Raw genomic sequence first — 13777 nt, 5'->3', positions numbered from 1 at the left:
TCACCTCCCATTATCGCAAATTGGGCAGAAAACCGCGCTCGAAAATGAGCATTTCCTCGTGCCGCTCTTTTTTCAACTGCACTTCGCTCTGGTGTTTTTCCCAGCCCGGCAGACTTTTCAGGAAAATCACCGCCTCCAGTCCGCCGCCGCTGTGATCGGTGTCGCGCACCTCGAAGGCCACCACATTCACGCCGCTGCGCAGAAAACTGGAGCAATCGTGAATGTGTGTTTTCCCGGCTTCGCCGGCGGCGCCGATGACTTGGGCGAGATATTCGCCATTGACAAACACGTTGTAGGAATCGTCGGCATGCACCTGAATCTGACCCGAAACCGGCAGCCCCCGGATGGCAAAACTCTTGCGGAAATATCCGAGATTGACGCCGCTGCCGGCCGTGGAATTGGACACCAGCCTGGCCGGTGTGCCGCCGGCGGAGTCGGGGGAGCTGGCTGCCGGTGCACTGCCCGCCAGCCAGAGCCGCTGCGCGCCGTAGCCGGCAAACACCGCCGAGGCACCCAGGGCCTGCGCCGTGCTCCAGCCGGCGGCGTTGAATTCCGGTGCCGTCCAGCCCCGGATATATTGCGTGGACGCCTGCCAGCCGCCATCGCTGAACACGGTCGTGTCGGCAATGGTGAGCTCGAGTTCCCGGGCATACTTGACGGGATCACTGCGCACCAGCATCAGGGTGATTTTCTCGGACCAGGGATTCTCGATGCCATGATCGCGCATGGCCAGGAAACCGGCTTCGAGAATCTTCTTCTTGCCTTCGGTGAGCGCAAAGAAATTGTCTTCAAACGTGAAGACCGCGTCCTGCAAATCCTGCCGGCCCTCGCGGCGCAACCGGTCTTCAAACGCCAGCCGTTCACTGTTGGCGGCGCTGGCCAGGGAATCGCACTGACGGGCATGAGTGAAGACGAAATGCAACAACTGCTCTTCGGTGTCTTCCAGGGCGCGGGGCCGGACCTTCGCCTGGCGGGCGCTGTTCAAAGTTTCCAAGTAGGCTTGCACCGCGGCCTCGGCAAAAGAGCGGCCGAAATCGACCAGATTCGACATTTCCTCCTTCACATCATCGGCCTGGAAATCCGCGGCGTCGACCAGGCGTTTATAGCTGCCGATATCGGCGGCATACTGCGACAACGCCCGCCGCGCCAGACTGGCATATTCGCGCGCCAGCGCGTTGTTGATCTCCACGATCTTGCGGCGTGAGAGATCCAGCCAGGCACTTTCGATGCCGAGCGAATCACATTCGCGCAGATTGCGCTGGTGCGCCTGAATCGTCTGGGCCACCAGCGGCTTGACGAATTTGCCCAGCAATTGATTGCGGAACTCCAGGGCGGTGATCTTGTCCATATTGCCGGGTGTGGGGGCATCGAGCAGTTGCTTCATCGAAGCGTTGTTCAGCTCGGCAATATCGTAAATCACCTCGGAGACCTTGTCCTTGCTGCGCTGAATCCAGCGGCGCGCCACCTGGGTGGTGCTGTCCTCCCGCGCCAGCCTGGCATGGCGCACGGTGGTATCAGCAGGCGGGTTGTATTGGGCGGCCAGCCGTTCGAGCGCGAGGGCGGCATGGCGGTAGGATTGCAGCGCCCGCTCGTAGAGTTCGGCGGAGGCCTGGTTGATCTCCTTCTTCGCCACGATGCGGCGGTTTTCATCGACTTCCGGGATCTCCTGATCCGCCCAGGTTTGTGCAAACTCTTCATAGGCGGCACCGATCTTGTAGGTGGCCTCGTAGAGTCGCAGCGTGCCGAAGCCGGCCACGCGGGTATAGCCATCGACGATATCGATCAAGGCATTTTTCTTGCGTTCCTTCGCGGCATCCAGCTGCGCTTTCGGCAGCTTGAAGCGCACCTCGGCAAAGTCACGAAACTTGAGCTCGGTCAGGCGGAACAGCGCCTCCGCGGAGAAGAAGTCATTGTGATCCATGCTGCGCCGGCGGAAGTCGTTGCTCCTGGCCATGGCTTTTTCGTATTCCGCACGTGCCTGCGCCAGCAAACCCTTCCACTCGAAGTATTCGCCGCGCCGGTAAAAGGTCTCGACCACGCGCGGGGAATCTGGAAAGCGCTGGGCATACTCGCCGTACACGGCGTTGGCTTCCTCGAGCTGGTCGAGCTTGAGATGGTAATTGGCGATGTCATAGAACAGGTCGTCGGCGTCCTTGGAGGCGGGATATTTGTCCACGAATTTGCGATTCACGCGAATGGCGCGCGGCCAGTCTTCCGCCCGCACGAAATAGACACTGGCATTGAACAGACTGGTCTCCGCCTTGCTGGAATCCGGCTCTTCGTTGGCGAGGCGCTCGAAGGTGAGCGCGGCGTTGAGATAGTCATTGAGCTCGCCGTAGTCATATGCCATGTTGTTCAGGCCGCTGAGGTAGTGCGGCGATTTGGGAAAGTTGTCGGTCAACAGGGCATAGGTCTCGACCGCGCGGCGATATTCACGGGCCTGATCGAATTCCAGACCGGCGTTGTAGAGCGCCAGGTCGGCAAACTCCGCGGTCGGCACTTCTTCATAAACGCGGCGGTATTCCTCGCCGGCGCGCACGTGCTCCGCAATGTGCGCCAGGTCCTCCGCCTGCAGGAAGATCGATTCCGCCAGCCGCTTTTCCGCCTTGAGGGCATACTCGCGGTTGGGCGAGGTCTGCTTGATGCGGCGGGCCACGATCTCACAACTTTTGTAATCGAGCTTGCCGAAATAGCTTTCCATCACCAGATACTCGGCATAGGGCGCGTCCGGGCTTTGCGGAAAGTGCTTGAGCAGCGTTTTGAAATACTTCAAGGCGCCGGCAAATTCATTCTTGTTGTAATAAAGCGCACCGGCCTGCGCCAGCCGTTCGGCGGTTGCCGGTTCATGCGGAAACAGGCGGATGTAGTTGTCCAGCGCCCTGGCCAGGTTCTGCTCGCCGACGGACATGGGAATGGGATCGAGTTTCAGGGCCTGGCGCAGACTGTCGCGATTGGTTTCGACCGCCGCCTTCATGTCGCCGAGCTTCAACGGCAGAATCTGGGGCCGGCGCATGGTGTCGGCGCTCGCCATCTCCTGCGCCAGCGCCACGCTGTTCTCCGCCGCCAGTTTTTGAAAGCGGCTGTTCCAGTAACGATTGCTGATCTCGAGATACTCGGTGAAGGCTTCCGGCGCCTGTTTGAGCTTGGCATCCAGCGTCAGGGCGAGATTCCAGTGAATGAGCGCGGCCATGGTATCCTTGGGAAAGGCCACCAGATATTTGCGGCTGTCATTCACCGCCTGGGCGTAAAGGTTGTTGTCGCCATATTCATCGGCGCGCTTGAGCAGCAGGTTGATGTTTTCCCGCAGGGCGCGCTCGGCCAGCGCCCTGCCCTGGCGGCGCACCTCTTCATCGCTGTTGTGCAGCCACCAGGTGGTGCCTTCGCGATAGTCCAGGAACAGGCTGTCGCGCTGCAGGTAGGCCATCTGCTCATCATCGAGTGCACGATAGGCTTCCGCGATCTTGGCGCGCACCAGCGGGGCCGCGGGCGCGTTGGGATACATGCGCAACAGCAGGTGGTAGGCGCGGATGGCGTTCTCGTGTTCCTCCTTCACATTCATGTAGATGTCGCCGATGCGCATCAAAATGTCCAGGCCGTACTCGCGGCCGCCCAGATCGGCGAGATACTGCGCCGCCTTGTCCGGGCCCTGATAATCGAGAAAGGAAATGCCGATATACTCGATGGATTCTTCCAGCAGGCTGGGATTGGTGATCTGGTTTTTGGGATCGAGCCGCCTGGCGCGGTGCAGATCATCGGCCAGCAGGGTGAAATAGGAAATCGCCTGGGGGTATTCATTGCGTTTGTAATGCGCCCATCCCAGGCGGTAGAGCGCCTCGTCATATTTCGGGCTGTCGCCATAGCGCAGCACCTGCTGATAAATGGCGATGGCGCTGTCGAGATTGTTCTTGGGGGGATTGAAGTAGTATTCCGCCACCCGAAAAAGCGCGTCGGGGATGTAGCGACTGTTGGGATAGTTTTGGATGAACTCCTGATACAACGCCACCGCCTGCTGGCGCGCCCCGAGATCCTCGGTCAGGAAGGCGATGTTGTACGCGGCATCATCGCGCAGCGGGCTGTCGGGATGCTCCGCCAGGATGCGGCGATACAGCGCGAGCGAGGCGGAGTAATCCTTTTTGGGCTCCACCGGCGGCGTGGTCACCAGGCCGGAGTCGAGCCTGGCGAGCTGGCGGGAATAGTTCTCCTGCGCCTGCGCATAGCTCTCCAGCGATTTCTCGTAGTGCAGCTCGGCGAGGCGCACGATCACCTTGTCCTGCACCTTGCTTTTGGGATGGCTGTTGAGAAAGGTCTCCATATCGCGAATGCCCTTTTCCCGCAGCCAGACGCGCTCGCGGTCGGTGCGCAGGCGTTGCCGCTCATAGAAATCTTTGTATGCCAGCAACTCATCGATGGTGTAGGAGCGCAGCGTGGAATCGGGGTTTTCCCGCGTGTGTGCGGCAACCCCGGCTGCGCCTGCGGCAGCCGGGCGCGCGGTATCGCGTGTGAGCTGGGCCAGGGCAGGCGGCGACAGCAGCAGGGCAGCCAGCAAGGGAGCGAGCAAGGCCAGATCGCGCGCCGGCCGGCCGGCACGACACAGCCGGGGCAGGCGGGGTCTGGGCGATATGTTCGGAGTTGAATGGTTCGCGATCATGCTGAGTCAGACTCGGTTAAATGGCTTCCTTCCATTCGCTCGAGGAGGTCATTGGGGTTCGAATTGCGGGCGCCACAGAGCCATCAGCGGCGGTCTCCGGCGCAGCGGCCGGCAACGGTTTGCCCTCACTGCGTGCCCTTGTCCGGCGCGGGCGCCGTCTTGGCTTGCTGCTCCGCCGGAATTTCGGTGCCGGAGGTGTCAAAATAGAAATAGTCGAAATATTTCTGATGCTCGAGCTTGTCCAGGCGCACCTGCTCCTCCAAAAGTTCCGCTTCAATGCGGCGCATCTCTTCATCAAAGCGTTTCAGGCGCGCCTGCAGACTGGCCTGGCGGTCGCGCAGCAATTGATCAATCGCGGCAATATTGGCAGCCTGCTGTTCGATCTTCTGCTCCCGGCGCTCCAGCTCCTGGAAGGTCAAATCGCTCAGACCAAAACCGGAGAAATCCGCCCATTGATCAAAATCGCTGGCCACCGTATCGACTTGATAATCGCTGAGCCAGGTTTGGAAGCGGTCCATGCGGTATTTCAGATTGGTCAAGTCCTGCTGCAAAATTTCGAAGCGGGTAACGATCGAAGTGGTGTCGCGCGCATGTTTGGACATCAGCTCCTGAAAGTGCGTCAGGCTCTCCTGCAGCCGGTTTTGCTCGGCTTCCATCTCCACCAGCAGACTGTCCACGATTTGCTTGCGGTAGAGTGCTCCGCTCTCCTTGATCGCCAAGGGATACTCGACCCAGTAGTTCACCGCCTGCAATGCCCGGTCGGCTTGATAGACTTCCAGCGCCCGCAGGATGCGATTGCGGCGCTGCACCGCCTCTTGTGCGACCTCGGGCAGGCCGGCGCGTTCCGCCTCCGCGATCACGCGGTCAAAATAACGAATCTGGGCATAGAGGTTCTGGCGTTCGTCGGCAAACTCGTCGCTCAAGAGATTGCCCCTGGGGCCGCGATAGTTGAAATTCAACAGCAGCGCCTGCACCTCCTGTTTGGCGAGCGCAATCAGCTCATAAAGCGAGCGATCCTGGCGCTCCAGCACCTGCTTTTCCATTTGCTCCAGCTCGGCGAGCTGCGCCACAATGCGACGGCGTTCCTCATTGTACTCCTGGGTCACCTCCAGAACACCGCGGGCGTTGGTGACGTAGCGAAAATCCTTCATCGCCAGCTCCGGACGCTCGAGCAGGCGCTTGCAGTGGGCGCTGAGCGCCAGCGCCTCATAAACATAGTTGGAAGCGAGATAATTGCCCAGCAGGGCGCCGGTGTGCGTCAGACTGCCTTCGAGATTGCCCTGCTTCATTTCCGCCCAGGCCAGCCCCAGCAGGCTTTGGTCATAGTGCTCCGAGCCCTTGGAGACCTGCTCGAAATATCTACCGGCGCCGGCGTAATCGCCGCGCTCGTAGAAAATGAAACCGAGCTTGAGCAGGGCATTGTTGCGCAGCAGGGTATTGAAGGCATCGCTCCAGGGCAGTGCCGGCGCGCTGGCCACGGCATCGAAGTGGGGATAGGCCGCCGCTGGGTTGCCGAGATTGACTTGCGCGACGCCGCGCAGATAGCGGGCGGCCAGATTATACTTCGAGCTTTCCGGAATCTTGGCAAGTTCGGCATCCGCCTCATGGAAACGCTCGCACGTGAGATGGTAGTAGCCGGCAAGATAGCGGCCGCGCGCCAGCAATTTGGGATCCAGACTTGCGGCCAGTGAATCCATCTGGCGATAGTAGAAAAAGAACGGCTTCTCCCACTTGAGCGTGTGCGCCATGCTGAGCAGGCGCAACAATGCCGTGCCGCGAAACTTGTTGGCGGCATGTTCGCGCAGAAGCTGCTCATAAACCTTGAACGCTTCGGGATAGATGCCGCGCCCATAAAGCGATTCAGCACGGTAGAACACCACCGCTTCCCAGTTGGGAGTGAGGCCGTAACGGGCGAAATGCGGGCCGTAGTCCTGCATCGCCGTCTGAAATTGCAAATCGGCGAGCAGGTAGCGCTCCGCGGCATAGTTGAGCAGCGCGTCACTGAGATCGCGATTGAGCATGCGCAGAAAAGCGCGCGTGTCGGCGGTTTGCAGCAGATTCCTCTTCAGGATGGCGTATTGCGCGCGTTTCACTTCGAAAGCGGTGTGACGGCCGGCACGCCATTCCTGAAAGGCCTGCTCCAGCGTGATGGTGGCGGAGTCGGGATGCGGCGTATAGCCCAGCAGGGTGATCAAGCCCTTGTCCAGCCGGGAGAGAACCTGCCGGCGCTCGGCTTCGACATCCAGCGCCGCCGGCAGGGTGGCGGCCCTGGCCTGCTCCAGCTTGTCGAGCTGCTGCAAAACTTTGGTGAGCTGATCGACCTCCTTCAAGTAGGCGTGGGCGATGGCCGGCTCTTCATGGGTGACGTCGTAGACGCGCGCCACGATCCCCTGAATTTTTTGCTTCTGCTGCCGGACGAGCTGCAGCGCGCTGGAATCGCCGCGCGCCCGCGCCGTGCGTTCGAAGCGCTCCAGGCGGTCGAACATGCGCAACACCGAATCGACTTCCACGTCGTATTCGCGCACCAGCCCGGCCTTGTAGCCGGTGGTGGCGACGTTCTTTTTGTGAAGCTCGCGGTTTTCAATGACGGTCAGCAGCCGGTCGCGCAGATCGCTGAACTGTTCCAGCAAATCGCTGCGATTTTCCAGACGCAGGGTTCTGGTCAGCGCGTGAATCTCGTCGAGCATCGCGAGGATGGCCTCCAGCTCGGCGGTGTAGTCCTGCACCATGCGGTCCATCTCGCCGTAGATCTGCTGGAAGCCGGGCTGATCCTTGGCGATGCCTTCCAGCCCGCGTTGCTTGACCTCGGCGTACAGGTTTTTGATGCTCTCCAGCAGCAGCCGCTCCTGGGCGGCGGTCTCGACGAGATAATCCCGGGTCTTTTGATCGAGATAGAACTTCAGTTTCTCTTCATAGCGCACGGCCTTCTGCTTGTCAAAAATGCGGCTCTCTTGCGCGGTTGCTGGAGCGACGAGGAGGGGAAGGAGATGCAGGCCGGAGGAAAGCAAACCAATCGCAGCAATGCGTCGAACGCGACCTTCCCTTAGTCCTTTGGGCCACATGGTCATCCTCGGTTTTGGTAGCATGCCAGCCTACTGCCTGGCGCGACGATCATCTACAGCGCAGCTCGGAGTCGAGAGGAATCGACCCGTGGTCTGCGGCACACAACCCATCCGTGGATTGCTCATCAATGTTTACAATCGATCTGAGGGTTTATATACTGGCAGTGCCTCACGATTACGTAAGCAAAATTTTCTCCGCCGGGCGGCGGCACGGGCCTGTCACACCGCCGCGACAACCGTGCCGGTACCTGCCGCCCTCGTCAGCCTGCCGGCGCCGACAGAAAAACTTTACCGCCAACAAAAGAAAATGCCGATGCTCGCGGGGTGAGAGCGCAGACAAAGTTGCAGTTCATGAGGCGCGCGCTTCCCACCGGCCGCGATACTCGGCATTTTCAAAATCACACAAAAATGTAGCAGCAGTGCCCCGGGGTTGCAGAAAAACCGCGGCACCCCGGGCAATCAAACAAGGGGAGGGTCATGGGGGGCATAAAAAATTTTGGCGGCCAAGATGCTGCCAGCTCTGGCAGGAGGCGCACCTACAAACAGATCGCTCCGCGGGGGCTGTCTTCAGCGTTGCTTCAAGATGAGTAAGGAGGATGACCGGCAGTTCCGCTCGGGAGGCCTTGTTCATAGCACGGCAGGGATTCAATCATCGATGTCAAGATCAAACCTCAAATTCCGCCCACGAAAGCGAAGTCCCACGGAAAGAGTTTGGCGCTGTTTTCGTGGGAGCCTCATTTTCGCGGGAGAAAAAACGTGACGCCTTCGGCAAACGGGCGGATTTCACGGTCACCATCAATTCCCGGCGCGGAGTGGCGCGGGCTCCTCCCAGTGGCGAAACAAAACACCCGTGGCAACAGCTTGGCCGCCATGATAGGCGACATCCATTGCGAGCTCGATGAGCGCTTGTCTGGTGTTTGGAAAAATGACAGGGGTGAACGGCGCACTTCAGATTCAACCCTGCCGGACAAAATGGTTTTGCCCGGCGGGAGAATCAGGCAGAGGGAAGTTTGGGCGGCGGTCAGACGCGCATCAATTCGACCACCTTCAGGCGGTTGGTCGCGCGTGCCAGCGCGGCCTGGGCGCGGGCCACATCCCATTGCTTGCGGCCTTCGTGCAGGCGGCGTTGCGCACGCTCTTTCGCCCGCCGGGCGCGCTCGACATCAATCGCGGCGGCCGGCTCGGCCGCCTCCGCCAGGATTTTCACGCCGCCGGAAGTGACCTCTGCGATGCCGCCGCTGATCGCAAAGTATTTCGTCTGGTCCGCAATCCTCACTTTCAGATAACCGATCTTGAGGGTGGCCAGCAGGTTGGTATGATGCGGCAGCACGCCAAAATAACCGGCCTCTCCCGGCGCAACCAGGGCGTTGACCTGCGCTGCAAAGACCCTGCTCGTGGGTGTAACGATTTCGAGAGGAAAACTCTTTGGGGTGGCCATGGTAATCTTCGGGATCTGGACGCCGGCCGGCTGCAGGTCCGCCGCTGACCGGCGCCTGCGTTCAGCCTTTCATCTTCTTGGCATTCTGTACTGCTTCTTCGATCGTGCCGACCATGTAAAAGGCCTGCTCCGGCAGATCGTCATACTCGCCTTCAACAATACCCTTGAAGCCGCGCACCGTGTCCTCCAGGCGCACGTAGCGGCCGGGAGTGCCGGTAAACTCCTCGGCGACGTGGAAGGGCTGGCTCAAAAATTTTTCGATGCGACGGGCGCGGTTGACCACGATCTTGTCGTCATCGGAAAGCTCTTCCATGCCGAGAATCGCGATGATGTCCTGCAGCTCCTTGTACTTTTGCAGGATTTGCTGCACCTGGCGCGCCACGCGGTAGTGCTCTTCGCCCACCACCTGCGGCGTGAGTATGCGCGAGGTGGAATCGAGCGGATCCACCGCCGGGTAAATGCCCAATTCCACGATGCGGCGCGACAACACGGTGGTGGCATCGAGATGCGAGAAAGTGGTGGCCGGTGCCGGATCGGTCAGATCGTCGGCGGGCACGTAGATGGCCTGCACCGAGGTGACCGAACCTTTGCGGGTGGAGGTGATGCGCTCCTGCAAGGCACCCATCTCGGTGGAGAGCGTCGGTTGATACCCCACGGCCGAGGGCATGCGGCCGAGCAGCGCCGACACTTCCGAACCGGCCTGGGTGAAGCGGAAAATGTTGTCGATGAACAGCAGCACGTCCTTGCCTTCGTAATCGCGGAAATACTCAGCAATGGTCAATGCCGACAGACCGACGCGCGCGCGGGCGCCCGGCGGCTCGTTCATCTGGCCGAACACCATGCTGGTCTTCGAAATCACGCCGGAGTGCGTCATTTCCAGCAGCAGGTCGTTGCCCTCGCGCGTGCGTTCGCCCACGCCGCTGAACACCGAGTAGCCGCCGTGCTCGGTGGCGATATTGCGGATCAGCTCCTGAATCAGCACGGTTTTGCCCACGCCCGCACCACCGAACAATCCGGTTTTGCCGCCTTTGGCATAGGGTTCGAGCAAATCGATGACCTTGATGCCGGTCTCGAGGATTTCCGAACGCGGATCCAATTCTTCCAAAGGTGGCGCCGGGCGGTGAATGGGCAAGTAGCGCTCCGCCTGAATCGGCCCTTTTTCATCGATGGGCTCGCCGATGACGTTCATCAGCCGGCCGAGCGTGCCCTTGCCCACCGGCATGGTGATCGGCTGGCCGGTGTTCCTGACTTTCATGCCGCGCACCATGCCGTCGGTGGAATCCATGGCGACGCAGCGCACGGTGTTTTCACCGAGGTGTTGCTGCACTTCCAACACCAGACGGCTGCCACCGGTATGGTTCTGGACAACTTCCAAAGCGGTCAGAATGGCTGGCAGCTCGGCGTCTTCGAAAGCCACATCCACGACAGCACCGATGACTTGCACCACTTTGCCTTCACTCATCAGGTCGTCACCTTTCTGAAACAAACGTTTGCGGTCGCCGGCAGGTTTGCCGTGCGCCGTCCTTCCACTCCTGTGCCCCGTGCCTACTTGGTCAGGGCCTCCGCCCCGCCCACGATTTCCAAAAGTTCCTTGGTGATCGCGGCCTGGCGTGCCTTATTGTAATGCAGGGTCAATTGCGCGATGATTTCCTTGGCATTTTCGGTGGCGGCATCCATGGCGGCCATGCGCGCGCCCAGTTCCGCCGCGTATGACTCCAGCAGGGCCTGCCACACGATAATGTTGATGTATTTCGGACAGAGCGTATCCAAAATCTTCACCGGCGAGGGCTCAAACAGGAAATCGGCCGGATATTTCTCCTCGCGCGGCGGCCGCGGCACGATCGGCAAAAGCTGCTGCACCACCAGCTTTTGCTGAATCACCGATTTGAATTCGTTGTAGACGAGATAGATGCGATCCAGGCTCTCCGCCAGATATTGCTCCTGAATCAAACGGCCGAGACCCTGCGCATGAACGAAATCGAGATTGTTGAAAAAGCCGGTGAAGTGCGCCAGGATGGGATAGCCGCGCCGGTTGAAATGTTCGTAGCCTTTCCTGCCGGCGCAGATGAGCGCCACCTCGACGCCCGGCCGCTGCGCCGCCTGAAACTCGCTGGTGGCGCGCCGGATGACATTGGCGTTGAAGCTGCCGGCCAGGCCACGGTCCCCGGTGATCACCACCAGGGCGATGTGCCTGGGCGCGCGCACCGCCAGCAGCGGATGCCAGGCCGGATCAACCTTGGCACTGACATGGCCCAGCATGTCATCGAGACTGTGGGCATAGGGCCGCGCCTTCAACATGCGCTCCTGCGCCCGTCGCAGTCTGGCCGCCGCCACCAGCTTCATCGCCTTGGTGATTTGCTGGGTGTTTTTGACGCTGTTGATCCGGCGTTTGATGTCACGAAGAGTCGCCATTATGCCTTGCCGCCGAAAAGTTTCAAGAACTCGTTGGCTGCCGCGAGCATCTGGTTGCGCAATTCGTCGTCGATCGCCTTCTTGGTGCGCAGTGTCTCGAGAATCACGGGATGCGTTGATTCCAGATAGCTCAGGTATTCTGTCTCGAAGCGCTGAATCTGCTCCACCGGCAGGTTGTCCAGCAGGCCGTTGGTGCCGACGAAAATAATGGCAATTTGCTTTTCGACCGGCATCGGCTGGTATTGCCCCTGCTTGAGCAGCTCTACCATGCGGGCGCCGCGTGCCAGTTGTTGTTGCGTCACCTTGTCGAGGTCGGAACCGAATTTGGCGAATGCCGCCAGCTCACGATATTGCGCGAGATCGAGACGCAGGCGGCCGGCAACCTGCTTCATGGCCTTGATCTGGGCGTTGCCGCCGACGCGGCTCACCGAGATGCCCACGTTGATGGCAGGCCGCACACCGGCATAGAACAAATCGCTTTCCAGAAAAATCTGGCCGTCGGTGATCGAAATCACGTTGGTGGGAATGTAGCCGGAAACGTCGCCGGCCTGCGTCTCGATGATGGGCAGGGCGGTCAGCGATCCGCCGCCCTTGGTGACGCCATGATGGCGCAGGGCGGTCATGTCATCGGTGAGCTTGGAGGCGCGCTCGAGCAGCCGCGAATGCAGATAGAACACATCGCCGGGATAGGCTTCGCGGCCGGGGGGCCGGCGCAGCAGCAGCGAAACCTGACGATATGCCCAGGCGTGCTTGGAAAGATCGTCATACACCACCAGGCAGTGCATGCCGTTGTCGCGGAAGTATTCGCCCATCGCCGCACCGGCATAGGGTGCGATGAATTGCAACGGCGCCGGATCGCTGGCGTTGGCCGCCACCACGATGGTGTAGTCCATCGCGCCGGCGTCCTGCAGCGTTTTCACCACGCGTGCCACCGACGAGCCTTTCTGGCCGATGGCCACGTAGATGCACTTGACGTCGCCCCCTTTTTGGTTGATGATGGTGTCCACCGCCACGGCAGTTTTGCCGGTGCCGCGGTCGCCGATGATCAACTCGCGCTGGCCGCGGCCGATGGGGATCATGGCGTCGATCGCCTTCAAGCCGGTTTGCAACGGCTCTTTCACGGGCTGGCGTTGCACCACGCCCAGGGCCTTGCGTTCCAAAAGACCGCGCTGGCTGGTATTCACCGGCCCTTTGCCATCGAGGGGATGGCCGAGCGGATCCACCACGCGACCGAGCAACTCCATGCCCACCGGCACATCCATGACGCGGCCGGTGCGCTTGACCGGATCGCCCTCTTTGATCTCGGTGTCACGGCCAAACACCACCACGCCGACGTTGTCCGCCTCCAGGTTGAGCGCCATGCCCATCACGCCGTTGGGGAATTCCACCAGTTCGCTGGCCTGCACGTTTTCCAGGCCGTAGACGCGCGCGATGCCGTCACCCACCTGGATGACTTCTCCAACTTCGGCGATGTCGACCTTTTTTTCAAATCCTTCGATCTGTTTCTTCAAAATCGAGGTGATTTCATCGGGACGAATTTCCATGAACTCCAGTCTCCAGGAAGTAGCTGTCGTGCGCGGCGGGACGCGACTGCGGGAAGCGCGGCACCCTCCGGCTTCCCGGCCGCCATGCCGGCTTCAGTTTCGCTGGCGGTAAAGCGTTTCGCGCAAACGCTGTAATTGCAACCGCACGGAAGCGTCGAGAATCCTGCCATCCAAATTGAGGATAACGCCGCCGAGAATGCCGGGATCGACCCGGTTTTCGATTTCGAGCTGCATCTTTAGGGCTTGGGCGAGGTCCGCCTGCAACGCCTCGAGTTCGGACCTGGTCATGGGCACCGCGGAGATTGCCAGGGCGCGCAGCTTGCGATGGTGCTTGTCATAGAGCCGCTGCAGGGCCTGATGGATCTCGCGATACATGCCGATCCGCCCCTTTGCCGCCAGCAACAGCAGAAAGTTGAACACGATCGCGGAGCATCGCCCCTGAAAGACGCGGGTGAGCGCCTGGCGTTTCTCCGCACGGCTGTTTTGCGGCGAGCTCAGGAACACGTCGAGCGCACGGTTTTCTTCGATGGTGGCGACCACCTCGTGATACTCGCGGCGAATGGCCTCGAGTTGCTGGCGCTCCAGCGCCACCGCAAACAGCGCACGCGCATACCGTTGCGCGAGAATACCTGCTTTCATAGACTAACCGTCACGGGTGCCGGGGCACGGTTTC

7 protein-coding genes are annotated in these 13777 nt (G+C 60.5%); all 7 read right to left on the bottom strand.

Annotated features, from left to right (window positions below; all coding sequences use genetic code 11):
• Window positions 1–10: 10 nt before the first annotated feature.
• The gene (locus tag ONB52_09475) at window positions 11–4648 is read right to left on the bottom strand and encodes a tetratricopeptide repeat protein (protein ID MDZ7416374.1); all 4638 of its coding nucleotides are present in this window, start codon (window positions 4646–4648) and stop codon (window positions 11–13) included.
• Window positions 4649–4773: 125 nt separating this feature from the next.
• Complete coding sequence (locus tag ONB52_09470) at window positions 4774–7569, bottom strand: hypothetical protein (protein ID MDZ7416373.1); 2796 nt, start codon at window positions 7567–7569, stop codon at window positions 4774–4776.
• Between the two features lie 1162 nt (window positions 7570–8731).
• A complete protein-coding gene (locus ONB52_09465; GenBank protein ID MDZ7416372.1) occupies window positions 8732–9148 on the bottom strand; it encodes a F0F1 ATP synthase subunit epsilon in 417 nt (138 codons plus the stop codon).
• A 61-nt stretch (window positions 9149–9209) separates the two neighbouring features.
• Window positions 9210–10610, bottom strand: a complete 1401-nt coding sequence (gene atpD, locus ONB52_09460) for a F0F1 ATP synthase subunit beta (protein ID MDZ7416371.1) — start codon at window positions 10608–10610, stop codon at window positions 9210–9212.
• An 83-nt stretch (window positions 10611–10693) separates the two neighbouring features.
• Window positions 10694–11560 carry an ATP synthase F1 subunit gamma gene (atpG, locus tag ONB52_09455; GenBank protein ID MDZ7416370.1) on the bottom strand — a complete coding sequence of 289 codons (867 nt, stop codon included), beginning with the start codon at window positions 11558–11560 and terminating at the stop codon, window positions 10694–10696.
• A complete protein-coding gene (gene atpA, locus ONB52_09450) occupies window positions 11560–13104 on the bottom strand; it encodes a F0F1 ATP synthase subunit alpha (protein MDZ7416369.1) in 1545 nt (514 codons plus the stop codon). The genes atpG and atpA overlap by 1 nt, the downstream gene beginning before the upstream one ends.
• A gap of 93 nt (window positions 13105–13197) precedes the next feature.
• A complete protein-coding gene (atpH, locus tag ONB52_09445) occupies window positions 13198–13743 on the bottom strand; it encodes an ATP synthase F1 subunit delta (GenBank protein ID MDZ7416368.1) in 546 nt (181 codons plus the stop codon).
• Window positions 13744–13777: the final 34 nt, after the last annotated feature.

The sequence above is a fragment of the candidate division KSB1 bacterium genome (assembly GCA_034506255.1).
Lineage (GTDB): Bacteria > Zhuqueibacterota > Zhuqueibacteria > Zhuqueibacterales > Zhuqueibacteraceae > Coneutiohabitans > Coneutiohabitans thermophilus.
Note: the sequence above shows the minus strand (reverse complement) of the source record. Positions and strands in the feature narration are given on the sequence as shown.

Coding starts and splice junctions, on each gene's coding strand:
- ONB52_09475 (MDZ7416374.1), bottom strand. CDS start 4,648: ATGATCGCGAACCATTCAACTCCGAACATATCGCCCAGACCCCGCCTG.
- ONB52_09465 (MDZ7416372.1), bottom strand. CDS start 9,148: ATGGCCACCCCAAAGAGTTTTCCTCTCGAAATCGTTACACCCACGAGC.
- atpD (MDZ7416371.1), bottom strand. CDS start 10,610: ATGAGTGAAGGCAAAGTGGTGCAAGTCATCGGTGCTGTCGTGGATGTG.
- atpG (MDZ7416370.1), bottom strand. CDS start 11,560: ATGGCGACTCTTCGTGACATCAAACGCCGGATCAACAGCGTCAAAAAC.
- atpA (MDZ7416369.1), bottom strand. CDS start 13,104: ATGGAAATTCGTCCCGATGAAATCACCTCGATTTTGAAGAAACAGATC.
- atpH (MDZ7416368.1), bottom strand. CDS start 13,743: ATGAAAGCAGGTATTCTCGCGCAACGGTATGCGCGTGCGCTGTTTGCG.